Raw genomic sequence first — 18,771 nt, forward strand, 5'->3', positions numbered from 1 at the left:
GCGAATCGGTTCGGTAGCTCGATCTACCTCAGACCGGCCGTCGGGAGAGTTCGATCGCGGTCTCGGCCAGCACCGAGACGCCGATCTCGAGGCTCTCCTCGTCGACGTCGAACGTCGGCGTGTGGTGGTTCGTCGGGTGATCCGTGCCGACGAGCACGTACGACGCGAGGCCGCCGTCGTCCTGCACGCGGTCCATGAGGTACGTGACGTCCTCGCTGACGCCGAACTCCGTCGACGGCACGACGCGCTCGACGCCGTCGACCTCGCGAGCGACTCCCCCGACGAGGTCTCGGAGCGCGGGATGGCTGTCGGCTCGCGGCGACTCGCTGATGACCCGCGGCGTGACGTCGCAGTCGTGCATCTCCGCCGCGGCGTAGCAGACCCGCTCGAGCTCCGTGCGCATGTACTCCATCAGGCCCGTGGTCTCGCCGCGGACTTCGGCTTCCATCGTGATCTCCTCGGCGATGACGTTGCTCGCGGTACCGCCCTCGATGTGGCCGACGTTGACTCGAGTCATCCCGTCGCTGTGCCTGGGGATCGCGTAGGCGTTCTGGATCGCGGTCGCGGCCGCCTGCATCGCGTTGCCCCCCTCGTTGGGTGCCTTCCCCGCGTGAGCGCTCGCGCCCTCGAAGGTCGCCGTCAGGTGGGCCATCGCCAGCGGCTTCTCCACGCCGGCGACGATCTCGCCGGTGGGGTGGTCGAGGCCGACGTGGACCGCCAGCAGGTAGTCGACGTCGTCGAGGTAGCCGCCCTCGGCCATCGCCTTCCCGCCGCCGGAGATCTCCTCGGCGGGCTGGAAGAACACCGTCAGCGTTCCCGAGAACTCACCGCTGTCCCGAACGGCCTCGATCGTCCCGAGGGCCATCGCGATGTGGGCGTCGTGGCCGCAGGCGTGCATGTAGCCGTCGTGTTCCGAGCGAAATCCTTCCGCGACCGGTCGGTGGTCGTCGGCCGTCGACTCCGTCATCGAGATCGCGTCGAGATCGACGCGCAGTCCCACGTTCGGTCCCTCGCCGCACTCGACGACCGCGACGACGCCCGTGTGACCGCCCGCGGTTCGCTCGAGGACGTCCTCGCGAACCCCCGCCTCGCGCGCCCGCTCGATCCAGGGCTCGAGTTCCTCGTCGTCGGGCACGGCCATGCGGTCGTCGGTCGCCAGCGCCTCCCGCCCGACGGCGATCTCGTCGACGCCGAGTCGCTCGAGTTCGTCGACGATCCGGGCAGTCGTCTTGAACTCCCGCCAGCCGGGTTCCGGATGACGGTGGAACGCCCGCCGGAGGTCGGACAGCCTGGTTCGCACGTCGTAGGACATTCTTGCCGGTACTAGGCGCGGGAGATACTTAACCGTAGTCAACGATCGTTTATCGGTTACGCAGTATCAATTGAAAACCGATCGCCACGGCGGGAACCGGGTGGGGAATCGGAACGCTACTCAGCCGACGTACGCCGTCGCGTCCATCTCGACGCGGACGTCCTCGGGGAGCCGCGAGACCTCCACGCAGACGCGGGCCGGCGGTTCGTCGCCGAACCGCGCGCCGTAGGCCTCGTTGACCCGCTCGTAGTCCTCGAGGTCGGTCAGATAGACGGTCACCTTGACGACGTCCTCGAGGCCGTCACCGCCGGCGTCGTCGACGACGGCGGCGATGTTCTCGAGGACGCGGTCCGTCTGATCCCGGATGTCGCCTTCGACGGGCTCGCCCGTCTCGGGGTCGACGGGCCCGTAGCCGGAGACGTAGCACGTGTCGCCGGCCAGCACGCCCTGCGAGTAGGGGTTGTCGGTGCTCGGTGCGCCGTCGGTCTCGATGGGGTCGGTGTCTGCCATGGTGACTCGAGTGGAGGTGGATCGGATTCGGCTCAGGCGGCCCGTTTCGCTTCCGCGGTCGCGTGCTCGATCGCTTCGACGACGACGTCCAGCGCGGTCTCCGCGAGGTCGCGGGTGAGCACGAGCGGCGGGAGGAACCGCAGGACGTTGCCCGTCCGGCCGGCCGTCCAGACGAGGACGCCGTGCTCGAAACAGTACTGCTGGATCGCGTCGACGAGGTCGCCGTCGGGCCGGCCGTCCGCGTCGACGAACTCGGCGCCGATGAACAGTCCCTTGCCGCGGACCTCGGCGAGTCGGTCGGTCTCGTCGGCCGCTTCCCGGAGCCGTCCCTGGATGTACTCGCCGAGGTCGCGAGCGTGGGCGAGCAGGTCGCGGTCCTGGATGTACTCGATGGCGCGGGTGCCGGCGCGCATGCCGACGACGTGGCCCCGGTAGGTGCCGGCGTGGTCGCCCGCGCCCCACGTGTCGAGATCCTCGTGGTACATCGTCGCCGAGAGGGGGAAGCCGACGCCGCCGAGCGCCTTCGCGGAGGTCATCACGTCGGGGGTGACGCCCTCCCAGTCGCTGGCCCACCACTGGCCGGTGCGGCCCAGTCCGCTCTGGATCTCGTCGAAGACGAGCGTGATGTCGTTGTCGTCCGCGATGTCGCGCAGCCCCCGGAGGAAGCCCTCCGGCGGCGTGACGATGCCGCCCTCGCCCTGGATCGGTTCGACGATCATGCCGGCCGGATTGGCCAGGCCGCCGTAGGGGTCCTCGACGATCGCCTGCACCTCCTCTAAGGCGTGATCGACCGCCTCTTCGGGGGTCTTCCCCTGCCGGAAGGGGTAGGGGTACGGCGCGTGGACGACGTCCGACAGGAGGGGGGTGTAGTGGCCCTTGAACTTCTTGTTCGACGTGACGCTCATCGCCCCCGTCGTCGCGCCGTGGTAGGCGCCGCGGAACGCGATGAGGCCGTCGCCGCCGGTGTTGTACTTGGCGAGTTTGATCGAGGCCTCGATGGCGTCGCTGCCCGTCGGGCCGCCGAAGACGACCTTCTGGTTGCCCTGCAGCCCCGACGGCGCGATCTCGTCTAACTTCTCGATCAGCTCGAGTCGGGCCTCCGTCGGGAAGTCGACCGTGTGGACGAACTTGTCCGCCTGCTCGTGGACGGCCTCGAGCACGTACGGGTTCGCGTGGCCGACGTTCAGGACGCCGATCCCCGCGAAGAGGTCGATGTAGGTGTTGCCGTCGGCGTCGCGGACCGTCGCACCCTTCCCTTCCTCGAAGGCGATCGGGATGTCGTCGGGGTACGCGACCGCGCTGCTGTCGATCTCGCGCTGTCTCTCGAGCAGCTCTCGGGTGTTCGGCCCCGGGACGGAGTCGACGTTCGGTGCGTCATCGAAGTGGAGTTCGTCGATCGGCGGTCCTGCCGTCATACGTCACTCCAGGTGAAACAGATATTAATAGCTTGTCCACAATATCCATACCAACCATACACAGATACCGATGACATATGGTGGGCACGGATCGACTCGGGCTCCGCGTGACGCTTCCGTTCTTCCGTCCAGTTTTCGGGTCGAACGGCCCCGAACCGACAGTGTACGTGCTCAAGCATCGACGGAGCGAGCGAACCCGCTACTCGAGCCGGTTCACCGTGGAAATCGGGAACGGTGTCTCACGCTTCGGTGACCGAGCGTCGGGTCCCATCGCATCGAAGCGAACGGATCGATCTGAGAAACGGACAAACACCCTTCTGATTCGCGGCCGAATGACCGACTATGATCCCGCCGATCGCGAACCACTTCGTCGCCGGGGAGTCGCCGGCGACGGCCCTCGAGCACGTCCGCCGGCTGAACGATCGCGACGTGAAGGCGATCCTCAATCTGCTGGGCGAACACTACGACGACCGCGACGCCGCGGCCGCCGACGCCGCCGAATACCGGCGACTGGTCGACGACATCGCGAACTCGAGTCTCGAGGCCTGCATCTCGGTCAAGCCGTCGCAACTGGGACTGGATCTGGGCGAGGACGTGTTTCGGGAGACGCTCGCGGGCGTCGTCGACGCGGCCGCGGACCGCGACGTCTTCGTCTGGATCGACATGGAGGACCACACGACGACCGACGCGACGCTCGACGCGTACGAGGAGCTCGCTCGAGCGCACGAGGGCGGCGTCGGCGTCTGCGTACAGGCGAACCTCAAGCGCACCCGCGAGGACGTCGAACGGCTCGCGGACGTGCCGGGCAAGGTCCGGTTCGTCAAGGGGGCCTACGACGAGCCGGCCGATATCGCCTATCGCGACGCCGACCGGGTCGACCGGGAGTACGAGGCGCTGCTCGAATACGCCTTCGAACACTACGACGGCGGCATCGCGGTCGGTAGTCACGACCCCGCGATGATCGACCACGCGATCGACTGCCACGAGACCCACGGCACCGACTTCGAGATCCAGATGCTGATGGGCGTCCGCGAGGACGCCCAGAACGAACTCGCCGCGGAGTACTCCGTCTACCAGTACGTCCCCTACGGCGACCGGTGGAAATCGTACTTCTACCGGCGGATGACCGAACGGACGGCGAACGTCCGATTCGCGCTCCGTGCCCTCCTCGACCGCTAAAGGGAAGGGCTCATTAGCCCCTAGTGTGAGGTGCTGTACATGGCTTCGTGGAAGCGGGATTTCGCGAGCGGGCTGATCGTCCTCGGCCCGATTCTGGTCACTCTCTACGTCATCTACTGGCTCTACGGCCTCGTCGCCGGGCTCACGCCGGGGCTCATTCTCCAGCCCGAGGCCCTCCAGCCGTTCATCCCCGGTGACGGCGCCCAGGCCCAGCAGACTCGGGAACAACTCGCCCAACTCCTCCGGGTCATCGTCGCGCTGACCGTCTTCACCATCCTCACCTTCTCCGTCGGCTACCTCATGCGGACGACCGTCGGCGGTCTCGTCGAACGGGTCGTCGACAACGTCGCGAACCGCGTCCCCGTGATGCGGGTCGTCTACAACGCCTCGAAAATGGCCGCCGAGACCGCGTTCGGCGAACAGGACTCGCTACAGAAACCGGTCAAAATCGAGACGTGGGACGGACTCCGGATGACGGCGTTCAAGACGGGAAAGACGACCGACGACGGCCGCGAGGTGCTCTTCTTGCCGACGTCGCCGAACATCACGACGGGCTTCGTCGTCGAAGTCGAACCCCACCGCATCACGGAACTCGACGAGGACGTCGAGGACGCCCTGACGCGCGTTCTCAGCGCCGGTTTCGGCGACGCGAACCGCAACCGCGGGATGGACGCCGGCGTCTCGATCGACGTCGTCGACGAGACGAGCGCCGGCGCGCTCGAGGACGCCGACGACGACTGACGCTCGACGCGGCCGTGCGGCCGTTTTTTCGGTTCCGATTACGACGCCTGCCGTTCGCCGTTCCCAGACTACGGTCGCCGTTCCGAGACTACAGCCACTGCTTCGGACTCCGAACGCGAACCGGTGCGACGGTCGGACGCGGCTCGGTGCGATCGGCCCCTAGACGCCCTGACTCATCAGGTGACTCCGCAGCACGTCGCCCTCCTTGTTCCCGGCGGTCGTGTTGACGATGACGACCGTCTCGTCGCCGTCGAACTCGCCGCGCTCGGCCAGCTCCCACGCCCCGCTCGCCGCCGCGGCCGGGCTCGGCGCCAGCTCGAGCCCTTCGTGCGTGGCGACCCGAACGCCGGACTCGAGGATGTCCGGATCCTCGGTCGCGACCGCCCCGCCGTCGGTCTCGCGGACGGCCTCGAGGACGCGCGAACTCGCCGGCGGATCGGCGATCTCGATCTCGCCGCAGATCGTGTCCGGTCGTTCGACGGGTTCGTGTTCGTCGCGATCGCTCTCGAGGGCGTCGACGATCGGCGCACAGCCCGCGGCCTGCGCGGCGTACAGCGGCGGGAGCTCGTCGATGAGTCCGAGTTCGCGGAGCTCCGTCGCTCCCTTGTACGCCCCCACCAGTCCGACGCCGACACCGGTCGGGTAACAGATCGCGTCGGGGACCTCCCACTCGAGGCCCTCGAGGATCTCGAAGAGCGTCGTCTTCGCCCCCTCGTGGCGGTACGGCGTCTCGAAGGGCTGCAGCGAGTACCAGTCGTCGTGCTCGCCCATCCCCTCCTCGTAGGCACCGACCGCGTCGTCGAACCGACCGCCGACGACGTTCATGTCGCCGCCGTGGACGTTGATCATCGCCTTGTTCGTGAAACTCGAGCGCGAGGGGACGTAGACGTGGGACTCGAGGTCGGCTCGGCCGGCGTAGGCCGCGGCCGCCTGGCCGCCGTTGCCCGTCGACGCGAGGGCGACGTCTGTCGCCCCGTGCCGGGCGGCGGCCGTCGCGGCGACCGATGCCCCGCGGTCGGTGGTCGACCCCGTCGGATTCCGGCCGTCGTCCTTGATCAGGACGCGTTCGACGCCGAGTTCGTCGGCCAGGTCGGGACAGTCGACCAGCGGCGTCGCCCCTTCGTTGGTCGTCACCGCCGACTCGCGGGGGAACGGGAGCAGTTCCTCGTAGCGCCACTGCGAGTCGAACGGTCGGTCCGCGAGGGTCTCCCGGTCGAGGTCGATCGCGTCGTACTCGTAGCTCGGATCGAGAAAGCCGTCGCAGTCGGGACAGCGGTGCGAGACGGCTTCGGCGTCGTAGGTAGCCCCGCAGTCGACACACTCGAGTCCGGCGAAGGCGTCCGTCGTCTCCATACGCGAGTGTTCGCGGGGTCGGACTTGTAGTCACTGAAAGCCAATACGCACCTGCTCGCACTCGCGCGAGCAGTGTGCGACTCGTTTCAGTTGCTACAACGGGCTGTTCATCGGTGGACGGCCGTCGTTCGCCGCGGCTGACCGTCGTTTGACGGGGTATCGCGTTCGACGGCGGAAAAAAGCGAACCGGTTCAGACCGCGGGCCGTTCGGCCGACGGTCGTTCCCGCGTCTCCTCGAGCGAGACGGGGTGAAGTCGCTCCCAGGTCTGCCCGATGACGTAGTAGGCGCTCACGAGGGCGTAGAACGACACGATCGCGCCGAGGATCGCCCCGAGAATCGCGATCTCGGCGAGTATCCCGGAGAGCAGCGCGCCCGCGAAGACGATCCCGACGGCCTGCAGCCAGCCGACCGCGTACGTCCCGGTCGCGAGGCTCGGACGCAGCGCGTCGAACTCGAAGCCGGCGCCGAGTCGGCCCTCCGTCGCGAAGCGGGCCAGCGCGGCGGGGACGGTGTAGGCGACCGCGGCCATCGCCGCGAGCGTCACCAGACTACTGATCCCCAGCGCCACGGCGCCGAGCGTTCCCGGGTCGCTGCCGACCGCCAGCCAGACGCCCCCGAACAGGAGGCCGCCGACGACGAACGGAAGCAGGCCGTACGCCAGGAGGATCGCGATCGCTTTTACGCCGTCGACCGTCAGCGCGCCCCAGTCGTCGAATTCCGGCGCCTCGTCCTCGCCGCGGCTCGTTCGCTCGAGCACGCGGACGACGTAGCCCCAGACGAGAACGGCGGGGAGCACCAGCACGCTCGCCAGTACGAGCAGTCCGCCGATAATCGTGATCTTCCAGGCGTCGTCGCTGTTCTTCAGGTAGGTTACCGCGGTAGTGAGCATCGTCTCGTCCTCGACCGACTGCCGTCTCCAGCGTGGTCGTCCTAATATACGCTTGACAACTATATAAAGCTGCGTGAGGCGCGGAATTCGACAGGTAGGATTCCTGTAGTTCGAGAACTCGAATATCGAATACCGGTTTTAGTCAGGGAAGAGATGGCATCATCGCGTCGCTATCGCGGCGTCTCGAGCGACGGTCTCACGGCCCGAAGCACGCACTGCGTCACCGCTGTTCGAGTCGCGTCGCTGGCGCGATCGGAGTTCGAAGGGAGAGAGAAAATCCGTCAGTTGTCGCCGGTCTTCGACTGCCACTCGTAGTCGCGGCGCTTGGCGGACTTGCCGAAGCCACACGACGAGCATTCCTTCTTCTTGGTGTGGTAGGACTTCTCTCCGCAGCGACGACATTTGGTGTGGGTCGTCTTGTTCTTCTTTCCTTGGCTTGGGGTTCCTGCGCCAGTCATGGAGTGATCGAAACGACGTTGTCGCCGCGTATAATCGTTGTGTCTTCGACCGGCGCCTCTTCGTCGACACCGGCTTCCGGGATCGTCACGTCCTCGAGCACGAGGTTCATGTGCTGGTCGTAGCCGGCGAGATCGCCGACGTACTCGCCGCCACTCTTGAGTCGTACCGTGACGCGTTCGCCGAGCGACGCCTCGAGGACGTCCAGCGGTCGTCCACTCATACGAAAGACCGCAGGTGACGGACACTTAATCGTACCGGTCCTGTGTCCGACTCGACGGTTCGACCGGGCATAATCGCTCGTTTCCGATCGGTGGACGGTAGCACGGATCGATAGGGAGACCGATCAGTTCGGCTGAGTGGTTCTGAATGACGTGCTGGTCCGACTCGAGATACCGATACGCACCGCCGAGGACCGAGAGCTTCCGAGGACGAGACCGTCTGCGTGGCTTCGAAACGCGACGGCCGGCAAACAGTATAAGTATCCAGTCGTCGAATCGCTACACATGGGCGATACGAAGTTCACCCTCATCGAGTTGCATCTGGACGGCGACACCCAGTTCGGCCCCGGATCGATCGGCAGTGCACTGCCGTTCGGCTCCACCGAAACCGAGTCCGAGGAGACGCCGGAGTACGAGCCCGAGACCGACGTCGACGACTCCGAGGACGAGGAGTCCGGCGGCAGCAAGGCCATCGGCGCCGTCATCGCGCTCGTTACGCTCGTGGCCATCGCGGCGGCCGCCAAGAAGTTCCGCGGCGACGACGAGGACGACCTCGAGGCCGAGGAGGAACCGGACGTCATCGTCAACTGATCGGCGACTGACGAAACTGACCGACGGCGAGCGACCGAACGCTTTTGCGCGTCCTTCCCGTACCCGTAGCCGTGAATCTCTATCGCAGCGCCCGGGCCGTTGCCGGGGCGTCCGGTGACGATATGATCGACTGGCAGTCCGCGGCAGACGCCGCGAAGGCGGTGACCGAGCCCGGCTCGCTCGAGCTCGAGCCGGGCGAGCGCGAGGCCTACGCCCGCGACGTGCGGGAGGCCCGCGAGGCCATCCGATCGGTCTCGGGCGTCGAGTTCGACGTCCCCGACTCCATCGAGATCCAGAACCGCCACCACTGGATGGACGCCAACATCGCGACCTTCGAACGCGTGATGGGCACCCTCGAGGACCAGGTGCCGGCCGGCGCCTTCCCCGGCGTCGCCCGAACGATCAACACGGGGACGATGACCGTCCTGCTGGCCTTCCTCGGACGGAACGTCCTCGGCCAGTACGACCCGCTGCTGCTGGCGAACGACCCCGAAGAGACGCACGCGCTGTACTTCGTTCGACCGAACATCCTGGGCGCGGCGGAGAAACTCGAGGTCGAACCCGACCGGTTCCGCCGCTGGATCGCCTTCCACGAGGTGACCCACGCCGCGGAGTTCGGCGCCGCGCCGTGGCTCTCCGACCACCTCGAGGAGCGCATGGAGGAGGGCATCGCGAAGCTGTCGGACGGCTCGTTGGACCGCGCGTCGTTCCAGGAGCTCGACGCCGCGATGACCGTCGTCGAGGGGTACGCCGAACTGCTGATGGACCACGCCTTCGACGACGAGTACGCGGACCTCCGCCGGAAACTCGACGCCCGCCGACAGGGCCGCGGGCCGCTCCAGAAGCTGTTCCGCCGTCTGCTCGGTCTCGGACTCAAGGAACGGCAGTACGAACGCGGGAAGCACTTCTTCGAGACGGTCGTCGAGAACCGCGACCTCGAGACGGCGAGCCTCGTCTGGGAGGGGCCCGAGAACCTCCCGACGCAGGACGAACTCGACGCCCCGACGATGTGGCTCCAGCGCGTCGATCGCTGATCGCGAATCGATCGATTCCCCGCTCTCCCCGTCGGACTCGAGCCGTTCCTACCCGAGGACCCAGAGCAGGTACCACAGTAACGCGCCGCCGGCGACGAGTCCGCCGACCGTCATCAGCCCGACGATGACCGGCGGCGCGCCGCCCCCGAGTGCCATCGTGCCGCCGGAGAGGCCGACGAGCAGGACGAACACGCCCTTGAGCCGGATCGACGGCTCCGTCAGCGAACTCGAGTCGGCGGACCGACGCCTCGAGTCGCGGTCGGGGCCGCGACTCATAGCTCGTCGGCCGTACTGACGTGCATCGTCGCGAACCGCCACGCTGGCCCGTCTCCGGTTCCGTTCCCCTCCTTATCGCCGCTCTCGTTCCGAACGAGTGTCCCGCTCCATCGCGTCTCGAACCGCTCGTTCGCACCGGTCTCGGTGTCCGTCCACGTCATCGTCACTTCGTCGGCGAACGTCGCGAACGCGTCGCGCTCCGAGACGACGAGGCCCTCGCTCTCGACGGTCCAGTTCGCGGTCGTCGCGGTCTGCTCTCGCAGCGCCTCGCGGACCGACTCGAAGCCGAACAGCGACTCGCTGATCCCGAATTTGACGGTCGACTCGTCCTCGAGGAAGTACGGCGCGAGGGGCTCGCCGCTCCGGAGCGCGTCGTAGTAGTCGCGGACGACGGCCGCGGCTCCGTCAGCGTCTCCGTCGCTCATACCTGGTGCCTCGGAAGCCGATCCCATAGAGTCACCGGACGCAGTCGCAGGCGCGTTCGGGGGACTCGAGGTGGGAAGCACGTCTGCTCGTCGTGCGACGAAAGTGCTGCTCGAGTGTTCGCGAACGAAGTGAGCGATTACCCGCCGGAGCGGGGTGAAACCCCGCGGAGGCGGCCTTTTTCATCGAAGTCCGCGAGAGCGGCGCTCTCGCGGGCCCATCAGAAATCGAAGATTTCTGAGGACGTTTTTGCGCCGAGTGGTTCGCCGTAGGCGAACCCGAGGCGGAAAAAGTTCGGTGGAAAAACTTCGGTTCACATAAAGCCGCGATCGACCTCGTCGGTCTCGATCAGGTCCTCGAGTTCCGCGTTCAGCAGTTCGTCGGCCTCCTCGAACCGCTCCGAGAGGTCCTCGAGTTCGTCGGGGCGGTCGTACTGGTCGTACTCCATCGGCCCGAACGCGGGGCTCTCTAAGGCCTCCATGACGTCGTCGAAGAGGTCCTGCGGTCGCGTCGGCGCGTCGGCGTGGGTCTCGAGGACGGTCTCGAGTCGCTTCGAGACCGTCTCGGCCTGCTCCTCGTCCTCCGGAGGCGACTGGACGGCGAACCGCCCGCCGGTCTCCTCCTCGGGGAGGAAGGCTCCGATCTCGTCGTCGAGGCTGCGGGCGACCCGCGTCCCGACGCCGCGGACCTCGAAGGGGTTCTTCGCGTAGGTCTTCAGGAAGAAGACCCCGGCACCGGGATGCGCGAGGTACATGTCTTCGCCGACGCCGGCGGCGCGGTCGCCGGCGACCGCGCGCCAGTCCTCCGGGTCGACGTCTCGCTCCGTGACGTCCTCGAGTATGTCCTGCCACTCGCGAATCCGCATACGCGTTCGTTGTGACGCGGACAGAATGAACGTATCGGTCGCGCCGAAAGCCGCCACTGCCGCCGAGTCATCGTCGCTTTCGCCCCTCTCGCTCGTCGGTAAGAACCGAAAGGGATACGATGCCTCCCCTGACAGGGAGAGTAACCACTGCTTGCCATGTCCGCCCGTCAATCACCTTCGTTCGTCGAACTGTTTCTCGCTACGCCGGCGAAGAGTTGCCTGCTCGCGCTCGGCCCGCTCGCGCTGGCGCTCGGCCAGCTCGGGAACAGCTACGTGAACGGCATCTCCCCCGCCGTCTCGATCGGCTTCGCCGTCGTCATGATCTGCTTCGCCGTCGTCGCGACGCGTCACCACGCCGCCGAACACCGCCTCCGGCGACTCGAGAGCGACCTCGAGTCGAACTTCGGATCGACGCGGTAAGCAGCACTCGTTTTGGACGCGGTTACGGGCTCCGTTCGATCCCGACGCAGTCCCGGATTCGTATCGGCCCGTCGGGGCTCAGGCCCGCGCGGAGTCCGTCGCGACCGACCGCGCCTCGCGCGCGCCGTAGGCGTTGTAGCCGGCCAGCGCCGCGATGAGCAGTCCGGAGGCGAGCGTGCTCCAGAACGGGCTCTCCGACAGTCCCAGCCCCGCTTCCATCTCGAGCAGCGCGGGAGCGACGATCAGCCAGACGCCCAGCAGCGCGACCAGTCCCGAGACGCCGACGCTGAGCGGGATGTCGTTGGCGAGCCGGTAGTAATTGTAGGCCGCCGCGGCGAAGACGACGGTCCCGACGAGGACGTTGTTCCAGAACGCGGCTCCCGAGACGTCGTAGAGGACCACGACCGACAGGGCGACCCACGCGCCGATGACGGCGATGATCCCGCTGATGACCGAGATCTTTCGCCGGCGCTCCTCGTTCGCGATCTGGGTCGTCTCGTCGCGGCGGTCTCGCCCGGGATCGTCTCGGTCCCCGACCCCGGTCCCGGAGTCGACGTCGTCGGACGGCGACCGCATTCCCTCGTCGCGGTCGGCGCCCCCTTCGACACCGCCCGATCCGTCTCGATCGCGGTCGTCGCGGTTCGAGTCGCTCATCTCGGTCGACGGTTCGACGGAATCGACAAAAACGACGGCGACCGTTCCAGCGTCTGGTACGAACAATCGCCGGTAATCGATCGTTACGCTGACGAATGCGGGCGATTCGACGCGTAACCGTTCGCCGCTCCGACAGCTTCCGGACGTCGTGCCCGCACCGGCGACCGATAGCGTTTTTGATGGCTCGCCCCTGACGGATAGCCGTGCACGTACGCGGAACCGTCGCGGGCGAGGTCGAGGTGCGCTCGGTGTCGACGAAGTACGGCGAGAGCGACCTGGCCGAAGTGCCGCTGCGCCTCGAGAGCGACGGCGACGATTCGACGAGCGCTGACGCGCCGACTCGAGACGCCGGTACCGGAACTGACGCCGGCGGGCAGACGACCCTCGCGGACGCCCGTGAGACGACGACGGTCACGCTGTGGAACAAGTGGACCGAGTCGGCGGAGTACCTCGAGCCCGGGATGGAGCTGCTCGTCACCGACGCCGAGGAAGAGGAGTATCAGGGCGAAACGCGGTACGAGACGACCGGCGACTCCTACGTCGTCGTCGAGCCCTCTTTCCTCGTGAACGTGACGTCGCTGCGCAACTGGGTCGAGTGTCCCCGCCTGTACTACCTGAACAAGCTCTCGGGCGTCCCGCTGAACTACCCCGTGGTGAAGGGGACGCTCGTCCACGAGGTCTTCGGCGACCTGCTGCGGGGCCGCGACCTCGAGGAGTCCATCGAGGCCCGCGTCGAGGAGCGCGGCCTCCAGCTCGGCCTGCTCGGCGAGACCCCCGACGCCGTGGCGGAGGACGTCCGCGAGAACGCGAAGGCGATCGAGGGCTGGCTCGAGCAGGGCCGCCTGACCGAGGAAGACAGCTGGCGCTCGGAGCAACTCCTCATCAGCGAGACCTTCGGAATTCGGGGCCGCGCCGACGCGATCCGACGGGGCGCGCCGGTCGAACTCAAGACCGGGAAGAACCTGAAGAAGGAACCTCGGTTCAAGGACAAGGTGCAGGCCGCCTGCTACGCGCTGTTGCTCGAGGAACACGGGGGGAGCGTCGACACCGGCACGCTGCTCTACACCAAGAACTCCACGCTGGAGCGAAACGAGGAGACCGGCGACCTCACGCCCGCCAAGGAGTTCTCGATGGGCGACGGGCTGCTGAAGTTCGTCGTCCGCCTGCGCAACGAGCTCGCCGCGATGGAGATCAAGGGCGACGTTCCCACGGGGTACGAGGGATCTGCCAAGTGCGAGTACTGCTTCGAGCAGGACACCTGCATGGTCGTCTCGGGGCGGCTCGATCAGGAGTCGAAGGCCGGCCAGATCGGCGCGGCCCTGCCCGAGGAGGAACGCGACTACTTCGATCGGTTCTATCGGGCGATCGAGGAGGAGCGCCGCGAGGTCCACCGCGAGTACGCCAAGCTCTGGGAGCAGACGGCCGAGGAACGCGCCGACGACGACCGCGCGCTGATCGACCTCGAGTTCCTCGAGCGACGGAAACTCGCGGAGGGTCGCTGGGAGTTGCGCGCCCGGCGAACCAGCGGCGCGAACTCGAAGCTCCGGGAGGGCGATCTGGTACTGGCCAGCGACGGGGACCCAGTGCGCGGTGATTCGGAGCTCGCCCGCATCGAACGGTTGGACGACGAAATCGTTCTCACGGCCGACGAGCCCGTCGAGGTCACGCGGCTGGACGTCTACCCCTCCGAGTTGACGACCGACCGGCTGCTGGTCGCCATGCACGACTTCCTGCTGAAGGGCAGCGACCGCCGCAAGGACGTGCTCTTCGGTCGAGCGGAGCCGGAGTTCGAAGCCATTGACGAGATCTTCATCGACAACAACGACGCGCAGGACGAGGCCGTCCGGATGGCCGTCGGCGCCGAGGACTTCGCGCTGATCCACGGCCCGCCGGGCACCGGGAAGACCTACACGATCGCTCGCGCCATCCGCGCGATGGTCGAACGCGGCGAGCGCGTCCTGCTGTCGGCGTTCACCAATCGCGCGGTGGACAACGCGCTGGAGGCCTTACTCGAGCAGTTAGACGACGTGATCGACGAGGACCGCGTCGTCCGCGTCGGCTCCGAGAGCGGCGTCCGCGAGGACATGGAGCCGTACCGCCTCGAGCGCGCCGGCGATCCCGAGGAGCGCGTCGCCGAACTCGAGAACGCGCAGGTCGTGGCCGCGACGACGGCGACCTGCGGCTCTCGAGTCATGAAGGAGCAGTCGTTCGACGCGGCGCTGGTCGACGAGGCCGCCCAGCTGACTGAACCCGGCACGCACGCGGCGACGAACCTTGCCGACCGGTTCGTCCTCGTCGGCGACCACGAGCAGCTACCGCCCGTCGTGCGGGCCGAGAACGACCTTACCGAATCGCTGTTCGAGCGCCTCGTCGACCTCCACCCCGAGGCCGGAGTCATGCTCGACCGCCAGTACCGCATGAACCAGCGCATCCAGGTCTTCGCCTCCACCGAGTTCTACGACGGGGGATTGCGGCCGGCGACGCCCGAGGTCGCCGGGCGAACGCTGGACGACCTCGAGGGCGTCGCCCGCGAGGCCCTCCCCGCCGAGCTGCGGGATCCGGTCTCGTTCGTCGACGTCGAGGGCGACGGCGGACGGTACACCGACAGTGAAGAGGCCGCGCGGATCGCCGACCTGATCGAGACCTACGAGGCCGCGGGGCTCGAGCGCTCGGAGATCGGTGTCATCGCGCCCTTCCGCGCGCAGGTCTCGGAGATATCGAAGCACGTCCCCGACGACGTCGCGGTCGATACCGTCGATCGTTTCCAGGGCTCGAGTCAGGAGGTCATTATCGTCTCCTTTACCGCGACCGGGACGCTCGAGGGGCCGATCTTCGAGGACTACCGGCGGATCAACGTCGCGCTCACGCGGCCGAAGCGCGCGCTCGTGCTCGTCGGCGATTCGAACGCGCTGGCGACGGACCCCGTCTACGAGCGGATGCTCGAGTGGGCGACCCGCTGAGGTGTCGGGCACCGGCGGTCCACCGTCGCCGCCGTCGCTGCGGTCGGACGCTGCCGTCGATTTCGGTGGCGACGCCCCTCACTCGGGTTCCCGAACGACGATTTCGCCCGTTTCGCGGACGGAGACGCGGTAGCCGTGTATCGTGAACCTAACTTCGGTGCTCCCGTCGCCCGTGTGAGCGATCAGCCGGTCGAGGGCGATCGGATCGATGTAGTCGTAGAGCGTGAATTCGAGGGCGGTCGGATCGACGTTCTCGAGCGCGGCGATCGTGCGCACGACCGCGATACTGGTCGGCGTCTCGTCGTCCGGCGCGTACTCGAGCACGACCGGCGCGCCGTCACCGTCGTCCGGAACCCAGCGGTCGGTGGACATCCAGTGGACCGTTCGTCGCTCTCGTCCGTGATGCTGTCATGCGGACAGTCAGGGTTTTTAAGTTCCCGTCGGGCGGGAATCGGTGATCGGCGCTCGGAACGCCGCCCGAGGGAACCGTCACTGATCGTCGGCTCGAGAGCGCGCGTCGGCTTCGTCGAACTCCGCCGATAGCAGCCTCGATATCGCGCGCCGAAGGCGTTCGGAGACCGACTGATCCGAAATGTCGAACTCGTCGGCCAGTTCCGTAATCGACACCTCGCGGGGGACCTCGTAGTAGCCGCGCTCGATGGCGGTCACGATCGCTTCGTACTGCTCGGTCGTCAGTCCGAGACGTTCCGGTCCCGCGGTCGACCGCTCCCGAAGACTCGCGACCTCGACGTCGATGTCCCGCTCGAGGAGGCGACGGTAGGTCTGGGTGGCGCTCTCGCGCTCGGCGAATCGCATCCGGACCGACCACGTTCCGCGGGTGGCCGACGCCGCGAGTATCGTCCCGCCCTCCTCGAACAACACCGACCCGTTCTCGTAGATATCACAGGCGTCGGGAGCGAATCGAATCTCGTACAGCCACTCGTCGCCCGCAGCGTCGACCAGCGAGTACGCGTCGACGGTGGGATCCGTCTCGAACGCCGACTCGAGCGCCGATCGCTCGACGCCGCCGAACCAGAGCCCGGGGACGTCGCTCGCGGCCGTCTGCTCCATGCGACAGTAACACGACGGCAGACGGTCGAACACGTCGTCGAGAGCGGCGTTCGCGGCCGCCAGCTCGAATTCGACGAACGTCGCCATCCTATGGTATTAATTGGCATACATCGCTATTAAAACGCGGGGCTTACGGTCCGACCCGGTTCGACTCGATTCGGGCAGTCTCGCCGAAAGACGAACGTTTAGGTTCGGAAGTGAGAAACGAGAATTGACATGCGTCTCGAGGAGCCCAGCGCGGCGATCCGCGAGGCGTTCCCGGCGGCGTACGCCGACCTCGTCGTGTTCGTCACGGAACTCGGCGGGACGACGGTCCCGATGCTCGTTCTCGCCGTCCTGTTCTGGTCGGGGCGTCGCCGCCGGAGCGCGCTCGTGATCAGTTACGCGGTCGCCGGACTCGGGCTCTTGCTGTCGATCAAGACCCTGCTCGGACTGCCGCGACCGCCGGCGGACGCCCTGTTGATCCCCCTCGAGGGCGAACGCGAGGGGTACGGCTTCCCGAGCGGCCACGCCTTCGCCGCGACGGTCGTCTACGGCGGCCTCGTCGTCGCGTACGATCGGACGCGGGACGGCCGCGCGCTGGCGGCCGCCGGAACGCTCGTCGCGCTCGTCTCGCTCTCCCGAGTCGTCCTCGGCGTCCACTACCTCGGTGACGTGATCGTCGGCGCGGCGCTCGGAGTCGCCTTCCTCGCCGCGATGACTCGTCTCACGAAGGGCGATCCGCGCCGCGGCTTCGCCGTCGCGTTCGGACTCGCGCTCGTCACCGTCGTCGTCGCGGGCGCCAGCGACGACTCGCTGCTCGGCCTCGGCGGAGCGATCGGCGGTCTCTGCGCCGCCGGGTGGATCGATCGCCTCCCCGAACTCCGAACCCGACTCGAGACGGCCGTGCTCGTCGCCGTCGGTAGCGTCGGCGTCGCCGCGCTCCAGTTCGCCGAAGCGCTCGTCACGGCCGCGCCGGCGCTCGTCGCGCTCTACGCCGCACTCGTCGGATGGGTGCTGCTCGCCCCGATCGCGGTCGGCCGCCTCGCTATCGGTGCGGCCGACGCGTCCCGGGCGTAATCGAACGCTCGCCGCGTCGCGTCTCGAGTCCGAGAGTCCGAACGCGGACCGGCGACGCTTTTCACGGTTCGCGTGCGACCCGTACGCATGGACATCCCGCTCGGAACCGGCACGATCGACGTCTCCCTCCCGGACTGCGAGGTCACGGTCGCGCGACCGGCCGGCGGCACCCCCGTCGACGTCCGCGCGGCCGCCGAACGCGCGCTCGAGGAGCCGATCGGCCCGCCGCTCGCGGACCGCGTCGATCCCGACGACGCGATCGCGATCGTCGTCACCGACATCACTCGAAAGGCGCCCGACGACGTGCTACTGGACGTCCTGCTCGAGCGCCTCGAGAGCGTCGGCGTGGCCCGCGAACAGGTGACCGTGGTCGTCGGACTCGGCCTCCACCGACCGATGACCGACGACGAGATCGTGGAAATGCTGGGACCGCACGCGGATCTGGCGGTGAATCACGATCCCGAGTCGGTGGTGGACGTCGGCGCGGTCGGACCGGACGGCGACGTCCCCGTCGAAATCGGCGAGCCCGTCGCCGCGGCCGACGCGGTGCTCTCGACGGGCGTCGTCGAAACCCACCAGTACGCGGGCTTCAGCGGCGGGGCGAAGACCGTCGTCATCGGGACCGGCAGCGAGTCGATCATCCGATACACGCACGGTCCCGAGATGCTCGCCCGCGAGGGCGTCCGCCTCGGCCGCGTCGCGGGCAACCCCTTCCGCGAGACGATCGACGCGGCCGGCGACCTCGCGGGGGTGGACTTCTCGATCAACCTGAGCTACGGACCGGCGGGCGTCCTCGGCGTCCGCGCCGGCGACGGACGGCGCGTCGTCCGCGAACTCGCCGCGGTCGCTCGAGACGCCCTCTCGGTGCCGATCGACCGCGAGTACGACGCCGTCGTCTGCGGCGTCGGCGCGCCGAAGGACGCGAACCTCTATCAGGCGACCCGCGGCGCGACCTACGTCGCGCTCGGCGACCGCAATCCGCTCCGCGAGGGGGGCCGGCTCGTCGTCCCCGCCGCGCTTCCGGAGGGAGCGGGCGACGGAACGGGCGAGAAGCGGTTCTATCGCCGCCTCAGCGGCGCGACCGACGCCGACTCGCTGTACGAGGCGATGCGCGAGGGGTACGAACCCGGCGCCCAGCGGGCGTTCGTCGTCGCGCGGGTCCTCCGCGAGCACGACCTCTACGTGACGAACAGCGAGGCGCCCGATATCGTCGAGGAATGTCTCATGCACGCCGCGAGCGACGTTTCGGACGCCGTCGAGCCCGGAAGCGACGTGCTCGTCGTTCCCGACGCCCTGAACACGCTGCTCGTCGACGGCTGAGCGACGGTCGACCGGACGGCG

Annotated in this window: 21 protein-coding genes; 8 read left to right on the forward strand and 13 right to left on the reverse strand. The window is 67.8% G+C overall.

All coding sequences use genetic code 11. The features are described from left to right. Positions 1 to 28: 28 nt before the first annotated feature. The 3 genes from WD430_RS11755 to WD430_RS11765 all read right to left on the reverse strand — a co-directional run bounded on the left by WD430_RS11755 (position 29) and on the right by WD430_RS11765 (position 3,237). Positions 29 to 1,312 (reverse strand): amidohydrolase, encoded by a 1,284-nt coding sequence (locus WD430_RS11755; protein WP_339102636.1) that lies wholly within the window; start codon positions 1,310 to 1,312, stop codon positions 29 to 31. Between the two features lie 120 nt (positions 1,313 to 1,432). After that, complete coding sequence (locus WD430_RS11760) at positions 1,433 to 1,822, reverse strand: Rid family detoxifying hydrolase (RefSeq protein WP_339102637.1); 390 nt, start codon at positions 1,820 to 1,822, stop codon at positions 1,433 to 1,435. Between the two features lie 32 nt (positions 1,823 to 1,854). Then, entirely contained in the window at positions 1,855 to 3,237 is a 1,383-nt protein-coding gene (locus WD430_RS11765) for an aspartate aminotransferase family protein (protein WP_339102638.1), read from the reverse strand. Positions 3,238 to 3,579: 342 nt separating this feature from the next. Between WD430_RS11765 and WD430_RS11770 the strand changes: the two genes are divergently transcribed. After that, on the forward strand, positions 3,580 to 4,416 hold the full coding sequence (locus tag WD430_RS11770; RefSeq protein ID WP_339102639.1) for a proline dehydrogenase family protein: 837 nt from the start codon (positions 3,580 to 3,582) through the stop codon (positions 4,414 to 4,416). A gap of 39 nt (positions 4,417 to 4,455) precedes the next feature. Next, entirely contained in the window at positions 4,456 to 5,157 is a 702-nt protein-coding gene (locus WD430_RS11775; protein ID WP_339102640.1) for a DUF502 domain-containing protein, read from the forward strand. A gap of 159 nt (positions 5,158 to 5,316) precedes the next feature. On the opposite strand, the gene WD430_RS11780 is transcribed toward WD430_RS11775, so the two are convergent. From WD430_RS11780 to WD430_RS11795, 4 genes are all read right to left on the reverse strand, one after another. Beyond that, the gene (locus tag WD430_RS11780) at positions 5,317 to 6,510 is read right to left on the reverse strand and encodes a threonine synthase (RefSeq protein ID WP_339102641.1); all 1,194 of its coding nucleotides are present in this window, start codon (positions 6,508 to 6,510) and stop codon (positions 5,317 to 5,319) included. A 191-nt stretch (positions 6,511 to 6,701) separates the two neighbouring features. Then, the gene (locus WD430_RS11785) at positions 6,702 to 7,400 is read right to left on the reverse strand and encodes a DUF4013 domain-containing protein (RefSeq protein WP_339102642.1); all 699 of its coding nucleotides are present in this window, start codon (positions 7,398 to 7,400) and stop codon (positions 6,702 to 6,704) included. 281 nt (positions 7,401 to 7,681) lie between these two features. Next, a complete protein-coding gene (locus tag WD430_RS11790; RefSeq protein ID WP_138244220.1) occupies positions 7,682 to 7,858 on the reverse strand; it encodes a 50S ribosomal protein L37e in 177 nt (58 codons plus the stop codon). Beyond that, entirely contained in the window at positions 7,855 to 8,079 is a 225-nt protein-coding gene (locus tag WD430_RS11795) for an LSM domain-containing protein (RefSeq protein WP_008894159.1), read from the reverse strand. Before WD430_RS11795 ends, WD430_RS11790 begins: the two co-directional genes overlap by 4 nt. 283 nt (positions 8,080 to 8,362) lie before the next feature. Between WD430_RS11795 and WD430_RS11800 the strand changes: the two genes are divergently transcribed. Together WD430_RS11800 and WD430_RS11805 are read left to right on the forward strand one after the other, a co-directional pair. Further along, positions 8,363 to 8,668, forward strand: a complete 306-nt coding sequence (locus tag WD430_RS11800; protein ID WP_339102643.1) for a hypothetical protein — start codon at positions 8,363 to 8,365, stop codon at positions 8,666 to 8,668. 71 nt (positions 8,669 to 8,739) lie between these two features. After that, entirely contained in the window at positions 8,740 to 9,702 is a 963-nt protein-coding gene (locus WD430_RS11805) for a zinc-dependent metalloprotease (protein WP_339102644.1), read from the forward strand. A gap of 48 nt (positions 9,703 to 9,750) precedes the next feature. Here WD430_RS11805 and WD430_RS11810 read toward each other — a convergent pair whose 3' ends face one another. The 3 genes from WD430_RS11810 to WD430_RS11820 all read right to left on the reverse strand — a co-directional run bounded on the left by WD430_RS11810 (position 9,751) and on the right by WD430_RS11820 (position 11,266). After that, positions 9,751 to 9,978 (reverse strand): hypothetical protein, encoded by a 228-nt coding sequence (locus WD430_RS11810; protein WP_339102645.1) that lies wholly within the window; start codon positions 9,976 to 9,978, stop codon positions 9,751 to 9,753. Continuing rightward, on the reverse strand, positions 9,975 to 10,403 hold the full coding sequence (locus WD430_RS11815; RefSeq protein ID WP_339102646.1) for a nuclear transport factor 2 family protein: 429 nt from the start codon (positions 10,401 to 10,403) through the stop codon (positions 9,975 to 9,977). Before WD430_RS11815 ends, WD430_RS11810 begins: the two co-directional genes overlap by 4 nt. A 311-nt stretch (positions 10,404 to 10,714) precedes the next feature. Continuing rightward, the gene (locus WD430_RS11820) at positions 10,715 to 11,266 is read right to left on the reverse strand and encodes a hypothetical protein (RefSeq protein ID WP_339102647.1); all 552 of its coding nucleotides are present in this window, start codon (positions 11,264 to 11,266) and stop codon (positions 10,715 to 10,717) included. A 156-nt stretch (positions 11,267 to 11,422) separates the two neighbouring features. On the opposite strand from WD430_RS11820, the gene WD430_RS11825 reads away from it, so the two are divergent. Next, positions 11,423 to 11,686 (forward strand): hypothetical protein, encoded by a 264-nt coding sequence (locus WD430_RS11825; RefSeq protein WP_339102648.1) that lies wholly within the window; start codon positions 11,423 to 11,425, stop codon positions 11,684 to 11,686. A gap of 78 nt (positions 11,687 to 11,764) precedes the next feature. On the opposite strand, the gene WD430_RS11830 is transcribed toward WD430_RS11825, so the two are convergent. Next, complete coding sequence (locus tag WD430_RS11830) at positions 11,765 to 12,340, reverse strand: hypothetical protein (protein ID WP_339102649.1); 576 nt, start codon at positions 12,338 to 12,340, stop codon at positions 11,765 to 11,767. Between the two features lie 203 nt (positions 12,341 to 12,543). Here WD430_RS11830 and WD430_RS11835 point away from each other — a divergent pair, with 203 nt between their 5' ends. Continuing rightward, complete coding sequence (locus WD430_RS11835; protein WP_339102650.1) at positions 12,544 to 15,300, forward strand: AAA domain-containing protein; 2,757 nt, start codon at positions 12,544 to 12,546, stop codon at positions 15,298 to 15,300. A 78-nt stretch (positions 15,301 to 15,378) separates the two neighbouring features. Here WD430_RS11835 and WD430_RS11840 read toward each other — a convergent pair whose 3' ends face one another. After that, on the reverse strand, positions 15,379 to 15,672 hold the full coding sequence (locus WD430_RS11840) for a HalOD1 output domain-containing protein (protein WP_339102651.1): 294 nt from the start codon (positions 15,670 to 15,672) through the stop codon (positions 15,379 to 15,381). Between the two features lie 117 nt (positions 15,673 to 15,789). After that, positions 15,790 to 16,458 carry a helix-turn-helix domain-containing protein gene (locus WD430_RS11845; RefSeq protein ID WP_339102652.1) on the reverse strand — a complete coding sequence of 223 codons (669 nt, stop codon included), beginning with the start codon at positions 16,456 to 16,458 and terminating at the stop codon, positions 15,790 to 15,792. Positions 16,459 to 16,587: 129 nt separating this feature from the next. Here WD430_RS11845 and WD430_RS11850 point away from each other — a divergent pair, with 129 nt between their 5' ends. Next, the gene (locus WD430_RS11850) at positions 16,588 to 17,430 is read left to right on the forward strand and encodes a phosphatase PAP2 family protein (RefSeq protein ID WP_339102653.1); all 843 of its coding nucleotides are present in this window, start codon (positions 16,588 to 16,590) and stop codon (positions 17,428 to 17,430) included. A gap of 87 nt (positions 17,431 to 17,517) precedes the next feature. Next, positions 17,518 to 18,750 carry a lactate racemase domain-containing protein gene (locus WD430_RS11855; protein WP_339102654.1) on the forward strand — a complete coding sequence of 411 codons (1,233 nt, stop codon included), beginning with the start codon at positions 17,518 to 17,520 and terminating at the stop codon, positions 18,748 to 18,750. Positions 18,751 to 18,771: the final 21 nt, after the last annotated feature.

The sequence above is a fragment of the Haloterrigena sp. KLK7 genome, assembly GCF_037914945.1.
Taxonomy (GTDB): domain Archaea; phylum Halobacteriota; class Halobacteria; order Halobacteriales; family Natrialbaceae; genus Haloterrigena; species Haloterrigena salinisoli.